The organism is Nocardia sp. BMG111209 (assembly GCF_000381925.1).
Lineage (GTDB): Bacteria > Actinomycetota > Actinomycetes > Mycobacteriales > Mycobacteriaceae > Nocardia.
In genome coordinates, this window is the sequence record NZ_KB907307.1 from 4,650,812 (window position 1) to 4,665,984 (window position 15,173).

Annotated in this window: 18 protein-coding genes; 7 read left to right on the forward strand and 11 right to left on the reverse strand. The window is 69.5% G+C overall.

The features are described from left to right. The first annotated feature begins 64 nt into the window (after positions 1-64). A complete protein-coding gene (locus G361_RS0121595) occupies positions 65-1,069 on the forward strand; it encodes an acyl-ACP desaturase (RefSeq protein WP_019929195.1) in 1,005 nt (334 codons plus the stop codon). A gap of 27 nt (positions 1,070-1,096) precedes the next feature. Here the strand turns inward: G361_RS0121595 and G361_RS0121600 are convergent, their stop codons facing one another. Continuing rightward, positions 1,097-1,762: a VIT family protein gene (locus tag G361_RS0121600; RefSeq protein ID WP_231386939.1), complete on the reverse strand. Its 666-nt coding sequence runs from the start codon at positions 1,760-1,762 to the stop codon at positions 1,097-1,099. 288 nt (positions 1,763-2,050) lie between these two features. Between G361_RS0121600 and G361_RS0121605 the strand changes: the two genes are divergently transcribed. Next, complete coding sequence (locus G361_RS0121605; RefSeq protein ID WP_019929197.1) at positions 2,051-2,467, forward strand: DUF6941 family protein; 417 nt, start codon at positions 2,051-2,053, stop codon at positions 2,465-2,467. A gap of 2 nt (positions 2,468-2,469) precedes the next feature. Here the strand turns inward: G361_RS0121605 and G361_RS0121610 are convergent, their stop codons facing one another. Continuing rightward, a complete protein-coding gene (locus G361_RS0121610) occupies positions 2,470-2,973 on the reverse strand; it encodes a CGNR zinc finger domain-containing protein (protein ID WP_019929198.1) in 504 nt (167 codons plus the stop codon). Between the two features lie 26 nt (positions 2,974-2,999). Between G361_RS0121610 and G361_RS0121615 the strand changes: the two genes are divergently transcribed. Both G361_RS0121615 and G361_RS0121620 read left to right on the forward strand, forming a co-directional pair. After that, a complete protein-coding gene (locus G361_RS0121615; protein WP_155981537.1) occupies positions 3,000-3,206 on the forward strand; it encodes a hypothetical protein in 207 nt (68 codons plus the stop codon). 109 nt (positions 3,207-3,315) lie between these two features. Then, entirely contained in the window at positions 3,316-3,690 is a 375-nt protein-coding gene (locus tag G361_RS0121620; protein ID WP_019929200.1) for a hypothetical protein, read from the forward strand. On the opposite strand, the gene G361_RS0121625 is transcribed toward G361_RS0121620, so the two are convergent. After that, positions 3,647-4,195: a methylated-DNA--[protein]-cysteine S-methyltransferase gene (locus tag G361_RS0121625; protein ID WP_019929201.1), complete on the reverse strand. Its 549-nt coding sequence runs from the start codon at positions 4,193-4,195 to the stop codon at positions 3,647-3,649. The genes G361_RS0121620 and G361_RS0121625 overlap by 44 nt on opposite strands. A gap of 213 nt (positions 4,196-4,408) precedes the next feature. On the opposite strand from G361_RS0121625, the gene G361_RS44385 reads away from it, so the two are divergent. Further along, the gene (locus tag G361_RS44385) at positions 4,409-4,948 is read left to right on the forward strand and encodes a dihydrofolate reductase family protein (protein WP_019929203.1); all 540 of its coding nucleotides are present in this window, start codon (positions 4,409-4,411) and stop codon (positions 4,946-4,948) included. Here G361_RS44385 and G361_RS0121640 read toward each other — a convergent pair. The 5 genes from G361_RS0121640 to G361_RS44395 form a co-directional block, all read right to left on the reverse strand. Further along, positions 4,927-6,384 carry an NAD(P)/FAD-dependent oxidoreductase gene (locus G361_RS0121640; protein WP_019929204.1) on the reverse strand — a complete coding sequence of 486 codons (1,458 nt, stop codon included), beginning with the start codon at positions 6,382-6,384 and terminating at the stop codon, positions 4,927-4,929. The two genes, G361_RS44385 and G361_RS0121640, sit on opposite strands and share 22 nt — an antisense overlap. 34 nt (positions 6,385-6,418) lie before the next feature. Then, positions 6,419-6,889 carry a nuclear transport factor 2 family protein gene (locus G361_RS0121645; RefSeq protein WP_019929205.1) on the reverse strand — a complete coding sequence of 157 codons (471 nt, stop codon included), beginning with the start codon at positions 6,887-6,889 and terminating at the stop codon, positions 6,419-6,421. A gap of 72 nt (positions 6,890-6,961) precedes the next feature. Further along, complete coding sequence (locus G361_RS0121650; protein WP_019929206.1) at positions 6,962-7,405, reverse strand: pyridoxamine 5'-phosphate oxidase family protein; 444 nt, start codon at positions 7,403-7,405, stop codon at positions 6,962-6,964. 52 nt (positions 7,406-7,457) lie between these two features. After that, complete coding sequence (locus tag G361_RS47115) at positions 7,458-8,282, reverse strand: GNAT family N-acetyltransferase (protein ID WP_155981538.1); 825 nt, start codon at positions 8,280-8,282, stop codon at positions 7,458-7,460. Positions 8,283-8,379: 97 nt separating this feature from the next. Next, positions 8,380-8,634 (reverse strand): hypothetical protein, encoded by a 255-nt coding sequence (locus tag G361_RS44395; protein ID WP_155981539.1) that lies wholly within the window; start codon positions 8,632-8,634, stop codon positions 8,380-8,382. A gap of 328 nt (positions 8,635-8,962) precedes the next feature. Here G361_RS44395 and G361_RS0121665 point away from each other — a divergent pair, with 328 nt between their 5' ends. Further along, on the forward strand, positions 8,963-9,871 hold the full coding sequence (locus G361_RS0121665; RefSeq protein ID WP_019929209.1) for a hypothetical protein: 909 nt from the start codon (positions 8,963-8,965) through the stop codon (positions 9,869-9,871). 153 nt (positions 9,872-10,024) lie between these two features. Here G361_RS0121665 and G361_RS0121670 read toward each other — a convergent pair whose 3' ends face one another. Further along, a complete protein-coding gene (locus tag G361_RS0121670) occupies positions 10,025-11,158 on the reverse strand; it encodes an acyl-CoA dehydrogenase family protein (RefSeq protein WP_019929210.1) in 1,134 nt (377 codons plus the stop codon). A gap of 9 nt (positions 11,159-11,167) precedes the next feature. Further along, positions 11,168-12,340: an acyl-CoA dehydrogenase family protein gene (locus G361_RS0121675; protein ID WP_019929211.1), complete on the reverse strand. Its 1,173-nt coding sequence runs from the start codon at positions 12,338-12,340 to the stop codon at positions 11,168-11,170. A 202-nt stretch (positions 12,341-12,542) separates the two neighbouring features. Between G361_RS0121675 and G361_RS44400 the strand changes: the two genes are divergently transcribed. Then, positions 12,543-13,310: a hypothetical protein gene (locus G361_RS44400; RefSeq protein ID WP_036494201.1), complete on the forward strand. Its 768-nt coding sequence runs from the start codon at positions 12,543-12,545 to the stop codon at positions 13,308-13,310. Here the strand turns inward: G361_RS44400 and G361_RS0121685 are convergent. Beyond that, positions 13,307-15,136 carry a DEAD/DEAH box helicase gene (locus G361_RS0121685; RefSeq protein WP_019929213.1) on the reverse strand — a complete coding sequence of 610 codons (1,830 nt, stop codon included), beginning with the start codon at positions 15,134-15,136 and terminating at the stop codon, positions 13,307-13,309. The genes G361_RS44400 and G361_RS0121685 overlap by 4 nt on opposite strands. Positions 15,137-15,173 lie beyond the last annotated feature (37 nt).

Consider the following 15,173-nt stretch of genomic DNA (forward strand, 5'->3'; position numbering starts at 1 on the left):
AACTGGGTCGCTACGTCGAATGCATCAGCGTCGGCCGCCGATCCGAGCGAGGAAGGGGTGAATCGTGGCCAGGAATCTGACGCAGCTCGAACTGCTGATCGAGATGGAAGCCGTGGCCGAGCAGAACGTGAACCGGCACCTGTCGATGGCGAAGGAATGGCATCCGCACGACTACGTGCCGTGGGACGAGGGCCGGAATTTCGCCGCGCTGGACGGAACCGATTGGGAGCCGGGACAATCCGGACTCAACGAGGTGGCCCGCGCGGCGATGATCACCAATCTGCTCACCGAGGACAATCTGCCCTCCTATCACCGCACCATCGCCGAGGGCTTCTCCCGCGACAGTGCCTGGGGCACCTGGGTGAATCGCTGGACCGCCGAGGAGAATCGGCACGGCATCGCGATCCGCGACTATCTCATGGTCACCCGCAGCGTCGATCCGGTGCAACTCGAGAACGCGCGCATGGTCCACATGACCAACGGCTACAGTCCGTACACGCTCGTGCGCGAGCAGGGCCGGCCCGATCTGCTGATGAATACCGGTCTGCTGCAATCGGTCACGTACGTCACCTTCCAGGAGCTGGCCACCCGGGTCAGCCACCGCAACACCGGCCGGGTGTGCGACGAGCCGAACGCCGACCGTCTGCTGCAGCGCATCGCCGCCGACGAGAACCTGCACATGATCTTCTATCGCAACATCTGCGGCGCCGCACTGGATCTCGTGCCGAATCAGGCGATGCCGGTGGTCAAGGACATCATCATGCAGTTCCAGATGCCCGGCGCCGGTATGCCGAACTGGCGGCGCAACGGTGTGCTGATGGCCAAGCACGGCATCTACGACCTGCGCCAGCATCTGGAGGAGGTGCTCTGGCCGGTGCTGCGGAAGTGGCAGGTGTTCGAGCGCAACGACTTCGGGCCTCGGGGCGAGGCGGCGCGGGAGGAGCTCGGCGAGTTCCTGGAGAACCTGAAGCGCGACTGCGAACGCTTCGAGGAACAGCGCGACCGCTCGCTGGCCCGGGAGGCCGCACGGCGGGAGAAGGCCGGCGATCTGGTGAGCAACCGGGCCTGAGATATCCCGGCGCGCATCATGATTCGATCAGACGGCGAGTCCGACCGCCCCGCCGATGAGATAGGTGGTCGCCATCGCCAGCGCGCCGCCGACGAGTACCCGCATCGTCGCCCGCGCGACCGGCGCCCGGCCCAGCCGCGCGCCGGTCGCGCCCGTCACGGCCAGCGCCGCCAGCACCGCCGCGACGGTGACCGGTAGCCGGATCGCCACCGGCGTCAGGATCGCCAGCAGCGGCAGCAACGCGCCGAGGGTGAACGACAGCGCCGACGATCCCGCGGCCAGCCGGGGATCGGTGAGATCCGTGGGATCGATACCCAATTCGGCCTCGGCGTGCGCGGTGAAGGCGTCCTGCGCGGTGAGCTCCTCGGCCACCTTCCACGCGGTCGCCGGGCTGAGCCCCTTGCCCTCGTAGATGGCCGCGAGTTCGGCGAGTTCCAGTTCGGGCTGTTCGGCCAGTTCGCGCCGCTCGACGGCCAGCAGGGCCCGCTCGCTGTCGCGCTGGGTACTCACCGAGACGTATTCGCCGAGCGCCATCGATACCGCGCCGGCCACCAGACCGGCGGCCCCCGCGGTCAGGATCGCGGTCTGATTCGTCGTCGCCGCAGCCACGCCCACCACGATGCCCGCGACCGAGACGATGCCGTCGTTGGCGCCGAGCACGCCCGCGCGCAACCAATTCAGCCGACCGGACAATCCGTCGCCGTGCGGTTCCGGAACGGGCCGGGAATCCGGGAGCGGCGGCCTTCCGGTTTTTTCCACATCGGTTCGAACACTCGGCAGCACGCCGTCACGGTAACGTTTTCCGGCCGCCGCCACCAGCAAAGGAAGGCTTGCCGAAATTAGGTAAGGCTGGGGAAAACATTGTCAGGCAAGGGTTTACAAACCCGATTTTCCGCCTTTCCCGCGCACCGGCGAGCGCGGCGACCGGAGTGTGGTTAGTCTGCGCACGGGCGGAGTCCCCGAACAGGAAGGTGTGGTCCAGTGAAGATCTCGGTACTCCTCGCCGACTCGGCGCAGGCCGGTGCGGACGGCAAGGTGCACGCGCTCGGCATCGGATGGTCGACCATCGGCACGCCGACGGCACCGATGTCGGTCATCGTGCTGTCGGATCTCGACGACGAGGATCGTGAGGAGCAGTACAGCTTCACGGTCACGCTGTGCGATCGGGACGGCGCCGCATACGAATTCGAGACCGAGACCGGCAAACACTCGCTCTCCCTGGACATCACGCTGCCGGCCCCGCCGCCCAACGGCGTGCCCGGCGCCCGCCGCCTGGCCGCGGTCGCCAACCTCGGACCCGGCCTGCTGCTGCCGCCGGCCAGCTACCACTGGGTCGCCGCGGTCGCCGGTTCGCAGCTGCGGGGCAGCACGATGTTCACGGTCGTCCCGCAGAACTGAATTCAGCGCACCGCGGCGCGTGACCGGTGCTCCGCCACGTGCACGCGGGTGGAGCACCGGGTCGAGCAGAAGCGCCGCCGCCCGTTGCGCGAGGTGTCGACGAAGACGAGGCGGCAGCCCGGCCGGGCGCACCGCCCGATCCGGCCGGGATCCTCGCAGAACAGGCTGGCCAGACCGGCGGCGGTGTAGGCCTTCACCCGCTCGTCCAGCGGCGCGTCCTCGAGCGCGTAGTGCAGATGCGGCGGCCGGCCGTCGTGCGTGGAAATGTAAGGGCGGCTGGTGGTTTCGGCCAGCAGCGCATTCAGCGGCCCGATCTCCGGCGCGGTGAAGATCGCGTCGAGGCGCTCGATCCAGCGGCGCAGGGCCGCCCGCTGCCGGTCGTCGAGGTCGGCCAGCGGGCGGTAGCCGAAATCGCCGAGCAGTGCGAGCGGGTCCGCGTCCGGGCCGGCGTTGACCAGCAGGGCGGCCAGTTCGGCGGCGGATCCTCCGTAAGGGTTGAGATGCACTGACCCATTACATCAGGGTGGAGGACATGATTTCCAGCTGTCCCGCCCCCATCCCCGAGCACGCGCCGCCGAGCTGCCCGTCCTGCGCCTGGCCCGCGCCCGCGGTCGTCTCGGCGCACGGCGCCGTGCGCTATCTGCGCTGCGTCTGCGGCCGGTGGCTGATCGAGCAGCACGGTGCGCTCGTCGCTGTCGCCGGTGGCAGCGCATTCGATACCGCCGCGCCGCACCGCTGATCCGCCGCGGGCCGAAACCCGCCATTACCGGCGGGTATTCGTGGCGCGGCCGGGCGGCCGGACGGACCGCTGCCTAGAATCTCTGGACCGGCAGGAAAGGGATCTCGGTATGGAGACCGTCATCACGCAGGTCGCGGTCGAGGGCAAGCGGCTCATCGATGCGGCGTGGCTGGGCAGGATCAGCCGGGACGAGGCGGTGCACATGTTCGTCCAGTTCGGCGACGGGATGATCCAGCCGGAGACCGCCGGGGACATCATCGACGACGGATTGGCCTGGCTGGACGCGCATTCCGCGCGACTGCGGCTGCTCGGCTGGTGCACGATGCTCGAGCTGCCGCTGTTCGGGGCGCTGGTGCTGCTGAGCGTCCGCGCGGGCGAATACGCCGCGGCCGGCGTGGCCCTGCTGCTGCTGGCGGCTCTGCAATACGTCCACCGGCGCTTCACGCCACACCCGACCCCGATCCTGCGCCGAGCCCGGCGCTGAGCAGCGAATCCGCCGCCACGAGGCGGCCCGCACCCTCCAGGGCCAGCAGTTGCCGTTTGCGTTCCAGGCCGCCGGCATACCCGTGCAGCGATCCGTCGCGGCCGATCACGCGGTGGCACGGCCGGACGATCATCAGCGGATTGGCGCCGTTCGCCGTGCCGACGGCCCGGACCGAGCGCGGCGCGCCGATCCGATCGGCGATATCGCTGTAGGTGACCGTGGTGCCGTAGGGGATCGCGTCGAGGGCCTGCCACACCCGATGCTGAAAAGCGGTGCCGGACACCGCGAATTCGAGATCGAACTCCTGCCGAACGCCTGCGAGGTACTCCGACAGTTGCGTGACGACGGGAGCGAACGCGTCCGCGTCCGGAGTCCACTGCGGCGAGACGGCCGTGCGCCGGCCGCCGGCCATGGCGATCGCGCTCACCGCTGCCCCGGCCGAGGTCCGCTCCCCGACCAGCAACAGTTCACACAGGGGGCTCTGCCACGTCGTGTAGATGGTCATGCAGCCATGCTGCCGGACCGCCGCGCGCTCAGCTGGCGGGAATCCGCCGTGAAGACGGGCCGGCCGCACCGCGGGGACCTGCGACGATCGGCCGCGGGACGCCGATTTCCCCCGTGGTGCGACGATTTCTCCCGGCGCACCGATCATTTCGCGCGCGGCACGCCGTCCTACCGGTAGGCACCCGCCCTGCCCTCCGACCGGAAGTCAGCCACCATGCGAACCTTGTGCGCCGCGGCGTTTCTCAGTTTCGACGGCGTCGCCGAGTCCCCCGGCGACTGGATGCGGCCCTACCTGACCCCCGCGATCGACGAGGAGATGCTCGACCTGCTCGACGAGGCCGACGGATTCCTCTTCGGCCGCAACACCTTCCAGGAGATGGCCGGTACCTGGCAGCAGCGCACCGGGCCGATGGCCGACCTCTACAACACCACCCCGAAGTACGTGGTGTCGAATACGCTGCGGCAGCCGTCGTGGCGGCATTCGCAGGTGCTCGCCGATCCGGTGACCGACCGGGTGCGCGAGTTGAAGGCCGCGGGCGACGGACTGCTGCTCGTGATCGGCAGCCCGGAACTGGTCCGGCGGCTCACCGCGGCCGACCAGATCGACGAATACCGCTTCCTGCTGGCACCGCTGATCCTGGGCAAGGGTAAGCGGCTGTTCCCGGACGGCATCCACCTGCCGCTGACGCTGATCGACGCCAAGATCTACGAATCCGGCGTCACCCAGTTGCGCTACACGCCGACCCGTTCCTGATCGCGGACCGGCTTCAGCGTCCGACCCATCCGGGTGCGCAGCGTGGTCGCCGCGTCCAGCAGATAGTTCTGCCGCACCCGCCACGGCCGCCGATCGCCCTGGCGCGGGAATTCCCCGATCGAGCGCTGGATGTAGCCGGAGCTCAGATCCAGCAGTGGATGCTCACCCAGCGGCCCGTCCGGTTCCGGCACCACGGCCCGGTAGCCGCGGCGGTCGGCGAAGGCCAGTACCCGGCACACCAGTCGCGAGGTGAGGTCGGCGCGCAGCGTCCAGGACGAATTGGTGTAACCGATGCAGACCGCGAAGTTGGGGATGCCGGTGAGCATCGCGCCCTGCCAGACGTAATGGTCCGGCAGCCGCACCGGCGCGCCGTCCACCGACAGCGTGATGCCGCCGAAGGCCAGCAGCCGCAAGCCGGTCGCGGACACCACCACATCGGCGGGCAGGGTCCGGCCCGAGGCCAGGCGGATACCCTCCGGCACGAACCGGTCGATCTGATCGGTGACCACCTCGGCCCGGTCCCGCTTCAGCGCCTTGAAGAAATCGGCGTCCGGCACCGCGCACAACCGCTGATCCCATACCCCGTAGGTGGGGGTGAAATGCTCGGCGACCAGCCGTTCGTCCTTCAGGATGCGGGTGGCCAGGCCGGTCAGCAGCCGGCGCGCCGATTCCGGGCGGCGCCGGCAGTACTGGTAGAAGCCGACGTTGAACAGGATGTTCTTGGTGCGGATCAGGCGGTGGGCCGGTCCGGCCGGCAACAGCGCGCGGATCCGGTCGGCGTACTTGTCGCGGCCGGGCACCGGCGAGATCCAGGTGGGGGTGCGCTGCAACATGGTGACCCGGCCGGCCGTCTCCGCCATCGCCGGCACCAGGGTGACGGCGGTGGCGCCGCTGCCGATCACCACGACCCGCGCACCCGTGTAGTCCAGGTCCGCGGGCCAGAACTGCGGATGGACCAGCGTCCCGGCGAAGTCCTCGACGCCGGGGAACTGCGGGGCGTGCGGCTGTTCGTAGTCGTAGTAGCCCGCGCAGCAGTAGAGGAAGCCACAGGTGAGGGTCTCGGTCCGGCCGTCGCGGGCCAGGGTCAGCGTCCAGCGGGCCGCCGCGCCGTCCCAGTCGGCGGCGATCACCTTGACGCCGTAGCGGATTCGCCGATCGATATCGAACTGCGCGGCGGTCTCGGTGAGATATTCGAGGATCGCGGCGCCGTCGGCGATCGACTTCGCCGCCCGCCACGGCTTGAACGGATATCCGAGGGTGAACATGTCGGAATCCGACCGCACGCCGGGATAGCGGAACAGGTCCCAGGTGCCGCCGAGTGTGTCGCGGGCCTCCAGCACGGCGTAACTCTTACCGGGCAGTTCGGTCTGCAGCCGGTAGGCGGCACCGATCCCGGACAGGCCGGCCCCCACGATCACGACGTCGAGATGTTCCATACTCCCAGTCTGGCCAATGTCGCGGGGTCCGGCATCAGTGGGTGGCGGCCGGGTCCCAGCGGTTGGCGGTGAGGGTGAATCCGGTCAGGGGCAGCATGCCCTCGTAGAGCCGCCGATATCCGGTGTGGGCGATCCACCAGCGGCCGTCCTCGCGCCGGTAGCGGTCCTCGTAGTAGGCGGCGCCGCGGATGGCCACGCCGTGCTCGGGCACGATCACCGTGTCCTCCAGGCACCAGCTGCCGGTGGCGGTGTCGCCGGCGATCTCGATGATCGGATGACTGCACACGTGCACGGTGATGATGTTGGCGTCCAGCGCGGTGCGCATATAGCCGACGATCTCGTCGCGGCCGGTGAAGTGCAGCGGCTGCCCGCCCGACGGCGAACCGTAGCGCCCGACCGCGTCGGCGGCGAGCGTATCGCCGAACTCGTCCCAGTTCTTCAGGTCCAGCGCGCGCAGATAGCGGTACTTGAGCGTACGGATCTGCTCCAAGGCAACGAGATCCATGGTCGGCACCTCCTCGTATCGGCCCAGCCACAGATTAGAACACGTTTCTGTTTTATGGTCCGGATTCGAGCGTCAGGGCCGAGCGCCGTTCGCCGGACGCGGCGCACCGGCCGCGCCGACCAGTTCGATACCGGTGACGACATCGGGGCGCATCCGCAGGATCCGGTGCCGCGCGCCGGGCAGCCACGGATCGGTCAGCCGTTCGTACCGGGCCGCCGCCTCGTCGTCGCCGATCACCACGACCGGGCCGGTGAGAATCACGCACCAGCCCAGCTGGGTCTCGTGGTCGATGGTGTCGGCCTCGTAGGCGACCACCTGCCGGTCGGGATAGTGCGGGCCGCCGCCGTGGGCGGCGTAGATGATCAGATCGTCGCCCTCCACGAGATGGTTGGCGGGACGGATCATCGGCACGGAATGCCGGTTGACGACCAGCCGGCCGAAGCGCACCGTGGCGAGCAGTCGCAGCGAGTCCCCGTCCGTCAGTTCGCGCAACTCTCGCTCACGGTGGACCGCCATACCCCATTATCCGGCTCCGGACGGCCACGGGGGGCGCGTTGTGATTTCCCTCCTATGCCGCGGCGCCGAAGCGGTAGTGCACGAAGTCGCCGACCGGCACGTAGCCGATGTCCCGATAGATCTTGTTCGAGGTCGGATTCGCGGTATCGGTGAACAGGCACACCCGGCATCCGCTGTCGCGCAACCGCTTCGAGGCGTCCGCGGTGACCGCCGAGCCGTAGCCGCGGCCGCGCGCTGCGGGCGGGGTGTAGACCGGGCCGATCCGGCTCCAGCCGTACACCGGGATCTGCTCCCCGGCCAGCGAGACCGGGATGCCGTCGTACTCCCACAACCACACCAGACCGTCGGCGATCCGGCCGGGCACGGCCTCGGGCGGGTAGCCGGCGCCGACCTCCTCGTTCATCGCCGCCATCCAGCGCGTGCACAGGTCGATGTCGGCGGCGGTGGCGCGCCGGGCGGATCCGGGCACCCGCGGCAGGCGCAGGTCGTCGAGCCGGTACAGCAGCATGGCGGCCTTCTGCCGGAAACCGATGCCGCGCAACGCGGTCCACCGGCGGGCGAAATCCGTCGCGGATTCGGTGCGGCCCTGTACGCCACTGAGCGCCACCGGGCGATCGGCGAACAGCGCCACCAGGCCCGGGATCGCGGCGGCGGGCACGGTGCCGAGGCAGGCGTCGTAGCCGCGGGTGTGCATGGCGACCCCGGTCACCGTGTCGCCGTCGTGTACCGAGACGAACGTGGTCTCGGTCTCGCCGGTGCCGTGCAGCAATCGCTGCAGCACGGCGATGATCACCGTGTGCGGCAACGGGTCACGGGACAGGAACGCTCCGGCGCGACGCTGGAACTCGGCCGGATCTTCGGTCGGCTCGAACCTCATGATCAGCACGCTAGTCGCGAATACCGGATGCGCCCACCGATTTTCGCGTGAACGGGAGCAGCGGCCGGGCACGCGGATCCGCGCGGCCGGCCGCCGGTCAGGCGTCGCGTTGCTGGGCGTCGGCGCGCAGCTTGAGCAGGACCAGGCCCGTGGTACACGCCAGGATCAACCCGGCCACCGTGACCATGACCCGTAGCTCGGCGATGCCGAGCCCCGCGCCGACCATTCCGCCGAGAAAGATCACCCAGGCCACGACCCGGGGTGCCATCACCCACGCCGAGCGCGGGGATTGCACGGCCGACGAATCCTGCTGCGCCATGGCACGCAGCGGGGATGTCGAGAAAGCTCCCATCACTACTCCTCGATGACACCCGACCACCGAGACCCGCGCGACGCGGAAACCATCAACGACAGTGGCGAATGGGGCCCGCGAAACACGGAGTGTCCCTCAGCAAACTTCGGGCGTCTCATGTGTAACGTTGCTCACACGCTACGTCTTCGTTGCCGATTCTCAATGCGACACGTGCCCGCGACACGCCCATGTGATCGAATCGTTATCTGAATCAGGCATGTTTGAGACAATCGGCGGGTAACGTGCGGCGCACATCGCCCGTCTGGCCCCGTACACCAGCCTCCGATATCGTGAGGCCGACTCGAGACAATTGAGGAGCAGTGTACCGATGGATGGCAGCAAGGCGGGCTCCGGTGAACGAGCCGATCAGGTCCCGAACCGCCTGAACGCCAGGGTGGCGGGTCCCGCGATCGCCGCCGGCGCGGTCTCGCTGGGCCTGGTCCTGATCGGCGCCTGCGGCCTCGGACATCAGGACACCTACGTCGCGCCGCCGCCGCTGAACGCGGATCTGCAGCAGGCCCCGGCGGAGGTCGTGCGCGCGGGGGTCACCTCGTCCTTCCAGGTGGTCATCCCACCCTCGCCGAGCTGGCGGGTCGCCGCGCAGCCGCCGCGGCTGCACACCGAGAGCAGTACGCCAGCCAACCCGTCGGGCCTGGCCATCGTCGGACCGGCCCCGGCCGCACCGGTCGAGGCCGCACCGACCGCGCAGCAGCCGCTCTACGACAACCTCGCGCCCAACCGTTCCACGGCCCCGAAGCCGTCGGCGACGCTGCGGCCGGCGGTCACGCCGGAGGTGGTGGCGCCGGGTGTGGCGGCGGCCGACGCGGTTTCACCCGGCGTGGGGGCAGCCGGTGTGGGTGCAGCCGGTGTGGGGGCAACGGACGTGGTCACGCCCGACGTCCATGCGTCCGGCGTCGTCGCACCCGGTGTGGGTGCGCCAGGCGCGGGTACAACCGACGTGGTCTCACCTGGCATGAGTGCACCCGGTGTGGGTGCACCCAGTGCCGGTACAGCCGGTGTGGTCGCACCCAGCGCCGGTGCAGCCGGTGTGGTCGCACCCAGTGCCGGTGCAGCCGGTGTGGTCGCACCCAGCGCCGGTGCTGCTGGTGTAGTCGCGCCCAATGTCGGTGCAGCCGGTATAGGAGCGGCCGGTGTAGGTGCGCCCGGTGTGGTGGTCCCCACGGCCACGGTCACGCCACGTCCGGGTTCGCCGCTCACCGACTACTGGTCGCGTTGATCACACCGCGTCCGGGTTCGCCACTCACCGATTACTGGTCGCGCTGATCACACCGCGTCCGGGTTCGCCGCTCACCGACTACTGGTCGCGCTGATCGCACCGTGCCCGGCCGAATTCCGGCCGGAGCACGCGTGCGCCCCGGCCGGAATCGGGTCAGAGTTCGGCCAGGCCGTATCCCGCCACCCGGTCGGCGAGCAGCCGCAGATGTTCGAGATCCGAGCCGAAGGTCCGGCCGATGGCGGTCAGCCGGGCGACGTAGTGGCTCACCGGATATTCGGTGGTGATGCCGATCCCGCCGTGCATCTGGACCGCCTCCTGCCCGATGTGCCGGCCGCTGCGATCCACCTGGAGTTTGGCCCGCGACGCGATCATCGGATCCGTGACGCCGTCGGCCAGTGCGGCGGTGGCGTAGTAGCTCATGCTGCGGGCCAGTTCCAGCGATACGTACATGTCCGCGGCGCGGTGGGTCAGCGCCTGGAACTTCGACAGGGTCACGCCGAACTGCTTGCGGGTCTTGAGATATTCACTGGTCAGCCGTAGCGCCTCGGTCATCGCGCCGACCGCCTCGGCGTTCAGGCTCGCCTGCGCGGCCACGATCGCCGCCGCGATCGCGCCGCTCGCGTCGCCGGCCTCCGGCCCGCCGAGCAGTTCCGCCGGGGCGGACTCGAAGTCGATCTGCGCGCCGCGCCGCTCGTCGTAGGTGCGGTACGGCGTGCGCCGCACCCCCTCGGCCGTCGCGGCGACCAGGAACAGCCCGGTGCCGCCGGTCGGCAGCACGGCGCTGACCACCAGCTCGTCGGCGCAATCGCCGTGGGCCACCGGGTTTTTCACGCCGGACAGCCGGAATCCGGAACCGTCGGCGACGGCGGTGACCGCCACCTCGGTATCCGGCCAGCGCGAGCCCGGCTCGTCGTGCGCGAAGGCCAGCAGCCGGGCGCCGCCGGCCACCTCCGGCAGGATCCGCTGCCGCTGTTCGGCGGTGCCGACCGCGCGCACCAGCCCGCCGGGCAGCAGCACCGCGTCCAGCAGCGGCTCCGGCGCCTGACGGCGGCCCAGCTCCTCGAGCACGACCATCGTCTCCACCGGCCCCGCGCCGGCGCCGCCGTCCTCCTCGTCGAAACTCAGGCCCAGCACGCCCAATTCGGCCAGCTGGGACCAGACCTCGCGGCTCCAGCCCGATTCGGTCTCGAGCGTCTTCAGCCGCGACTCCTGGTCGTAGGCGCGGGCCAGCAGATCGCGCACGGTGGCGCCGAGCAGCACCTGCTCCTCGGTGAGTTCGAAATCCATGTCAGTGCCTCACAATCCGAGGATGGTGGAGGCGATGATGGTGCGCTGCACTTCGCTCGAACCTCCGTAGATGGTGGTCTTGCGGAAATTCAGATAACTCGGGCCGGTGCGCTGCGCCCAGTCCGGCGAGGCGGTTTCGGCGCCCCCCACCGGGAGCGCGTCCGGCCCGGCGATGTCGAGCAGCAGTTCGGTGGCGGCCTGCTGTAGTTCCGAGCCGCGCATCTTCAGCACCGAGGAGGCCGGATTCGGCCTGCCCTCACTGGAATTGGCGACCACGCGCAGCAGAGTCAGCTCCAGCGCCAGCAATTCGTTCTCGATCCCGGCCAGACGGGCGGCGAACCGCGGATCGTCGAGCAGCGTGCTCTTGCCCGACTTCGCCTGTGCGGCATATTCTTTCGCCACCGCGAGCCGGACCTTGGTCCGGCCGACGGCCGTGATGCCGGTGCGCTCGTTGCCGAGCAGGAACTTCGCGTAGGTCCAGCCCTGATTCTCCTCGCCGACCAGTTGATCGGCGGGCACCCGGACGTTCTCGAAGAAGACCTCGTTGACCTCGTGCCGGCCGTCGATCAGCTTGATCGGGCGGATGGTCACACCCGGGGTCTTGACGTCGAACAGCACCAGGGAGATACCCGCCTGCCGCTTCGGCGCGTTCGGGTCGGTGCGCACGAGACAGAAGATCCAGTCGGCCCACTGGGCCATCGTGGTCCAGATCTTCTGCCCGTTCACGATGTACGAATCGCCGTCGCGCACCGCGGTGGTGCGCAGCGAGGCCAGATCGGAGCCGGCGTCGGGTTCGGAGAAGCCCTGGCACCACCAGATGTCCAGCGCGGCGGTGGCGGGCAGGAACCGCTGCTTCAGCTCCGGCGAGCCGAACTGGGCGATCACCGGGCCGATCATGTTGGCGTTGAAGGTCAGTGGATCGGGCACACTGGCCAGCTGCAACTCGTCCTCCCAGAGGTGCAGCTGCATCGGGGTCCAGTTCTTGCCACCCCATTCGACCGGCCAGCGCGGCACCGCGAGCCCGGCGTCGTTGAGAATCTTGTGCGAGGTGACGACATCGTCCCGGGTGAGGTCCAGGCCGTATTGGACCTTGTCCCGGATCTCCTGCGGGATCTCGGTCCGGTAGAACCGGTTCAAGTCGTCCCGGAAGGCCACCTCTTCGGGTGACAGGGCAAGTTTCATGGCGTCTCCCACCGTGCTCGAATGTCCGAGGTCAAACTTACCTCTCGGTAACTCGAGTCGGGGTTCACATGTCGGACCGCGCCGCCCACCTGCTTGCCGGTACCGGCCGGGAGGGGGGCTGGTACGTTGCTGCGGGAACAGGCCGAGCCCGCGATTCACCGGCCCGGTCACTTGGTGCACGAACAGATGTGGAGCAATTCGCGTGAACGGCAGGACCATGGCGCGTCTGGCCGCGACCACCGCCGCGCTCGGTATCGGCGCGGCGGCGACCGTCGGCAGCACTCTCGCGCAACCGACCCCCACCCCGCTCGACAGTGCGATCGACCGTCTCACCGCGGCCGCCGGGACCGATCCGGCGAGTCGCGCGGCGGTCGACGAGGTCGCGCAGACGGCCCGGCTGGCCGCCGCGAGCCGGATCGATGCCATCGCAGGCGGTTTCACCCCGTTCCTGACCCAGTCCACCACGATGGGCTGCGGCCGGGATTTCCCGGTGACCACCACGGTCGTCACCGGCGCCGCGGGTGTCCCCGGGCCGGATCACGGCATCGCCGGCCCGGCCGGCACCGTCCGCTTCCAGGCCAGCCCGATGGTGACCGGATTTCCGATCGCGGCCGGCCTCGCCCTGGCCTGGGTGAACATCGCCAACGGCCGCAGCGGCATCGCCGAACTCGACGATCCCACCGATTTCGGCACCCCCGCGCTGTCCAAGACCGTCGACACCGGGCCCGGCACCGTGGCCGCCGCCGTCTGGGGCACCATCGACTACCCGGGTCAGCGTTGTTCGCTCACTCCGGCCCTGGGTGTGATCACGGTCGACGCGGACCCGCAGATCGACCCCTACGCCCCACCGGCGACCACCGACCCGAACGCGCCGGCCCCGGCCCCCGTCTCCCCCGGCCCGGCCCTCCCACCGGCCGCCCCCGCCCCCGCGGCGCCGGCGCCGGTACCGGCGCCGGAACAAACCGGCTAACTGCGGGGCTTGCGGCGGTCCGGCCGCTTGTAGTCCGGGCGCTTGTGGTCGCGGCGCGGCGCCCGGTTGGTCGGCCGGAAGCCGGGCGGGCCCTGATCCGGTTGCAGATCGATCAGCACCCCGCTGATCCTGGTGTCGCGCAACGCGTCCAGGGTCTCCGGCGACAACTGCGCGGGCAGCTCGACGAGACTGTGGTCGGGGCGGATGCTGATGTGACCGAAATCGCTTCGGCGCAAACCACCTTCGTTGGCGATGGCGCCGACGATGGCGCCCGGCACCACGCGGTGCCGCTTGCCGACCGAGATCCGGTAGGTGGCCATCTCCACGCCGGTGGTGCGATTCACACCCGGTTCGCGCGGGGTCCGATCCTCGAAATGCCGTTCGCCCGAACGGTCGTCGTAGCCGCGCTCCTCGAACTTGCGCGAACCACGTTCCCGCCGTTGCGGTTCCGGCTCGGGCTCCATGAAGAAGTTGTCGCCCTCGTGGGCCGAGGCGGCCAGGGCGGCGGCGATATCGGCGAGCGGGATGTTGTGCTCGGCCTCGTAGTCCTCGATCAGCTTCCGGAACAGCGCCAGATTCTCCGAATTCAGGTTCTCGGTGATCTGGTCGTGGAATTTCACCACGCGCTGCGCGTTCACGTCCTCGACGCTGGGCAACGGGATCTCGGTGAGCGGCTGCCGGGTGGCCCGCTCGATGGCGTCCAGCAGGCGGCGCTCGCGCGGGGTGACGAACAGCAGCGCCTCACCGGAGCGCCCGGCGCGGCCGGTGCGGCCGATGCGGTGCACGTACGACTCGGTGTCGTGCGGGATGTCGTAGTTGACCACGTGCGAGATGCGTTCCACGTCGAGGCCGCGCGCGGCCACGTCGGTGGCGACCAGGATGTCCAGCTGCCCGGATTTCAGCTGGCCGATCGTGCGCTCGCGCTGGGCCTGCGCGATGTCGCCGTTGATGGCCGCCGCGGAATACCCACGGGCGCGCAGCTTCTCGGCCAATTCCTCGGTGACCTGCTTGGTGCGCACGAAGATGATCATCGCCTCGAAGGTCTCGACCTCGAGGATGCGCGTCAGGGCGTCGAGCTTGCGCTGATGCGAGACGTACAGGTAGCGCTGGCCGATGTTGGTGGCGGTGGTCGTCTTGGCCTTGACCGTGATCTCGACCGGATCCTTGAGGTACTGCTTGGAGATCTTCCGGATCACGCTCGGCATGGTCGCGGAGAACAGCGCCACCTGCTTCTCGGCGGGGGTGTCGGCGAGGATCCGCTCGACGTCCTCCTGGAAGCCCATCTTGAGCATCTCGTCGGCCTCGTCGAGCACGAGGTACCGCAGCTGCGTCAGATCGAGCGTGCCGCGCTCCAGATGGTCGATGACGCGACCGGGAGTGCCCACCACGACCTGGGCGCCGCGACGCAGCCCGGACAGCTGCACGGCGTAATTCTGGCCGCCGTACACCGGCAGCACGTGTACCCCGGGCAGATGCGCGGAGTAGCGGCCGAACGCCTCGGCCACCTGGATCGCGAGTTCGCGGGTGGGAGCCAGAACCAGCGCCTGCGGCGCCTTGCCCTTCTCGGCCCGCGCCCCGATACCCATCAGGATCGGGATGGCGAAGGCGGCGGTCTTGCCGGTGCCCGTCTGGGCCAGTCCGACCACATCGGAACCGGCCAGCAGCGGCGGAATCGTCGCGGCCTGGATCGGCGACGGCGATTCGTAGCCGACGTCGGCAATGGCCGCCAGCAGGCGGTCATCGATGCCGAGATCGGCGAAGGACGGGTCGGCGGCGTCCCTCTCGTCGTCGAAGGAAGAAACGCTGTCGACCGGTGAGGTGCTCATATTGGCTAGGATTTTACTGCCTCCCGGTAGCCGCCCC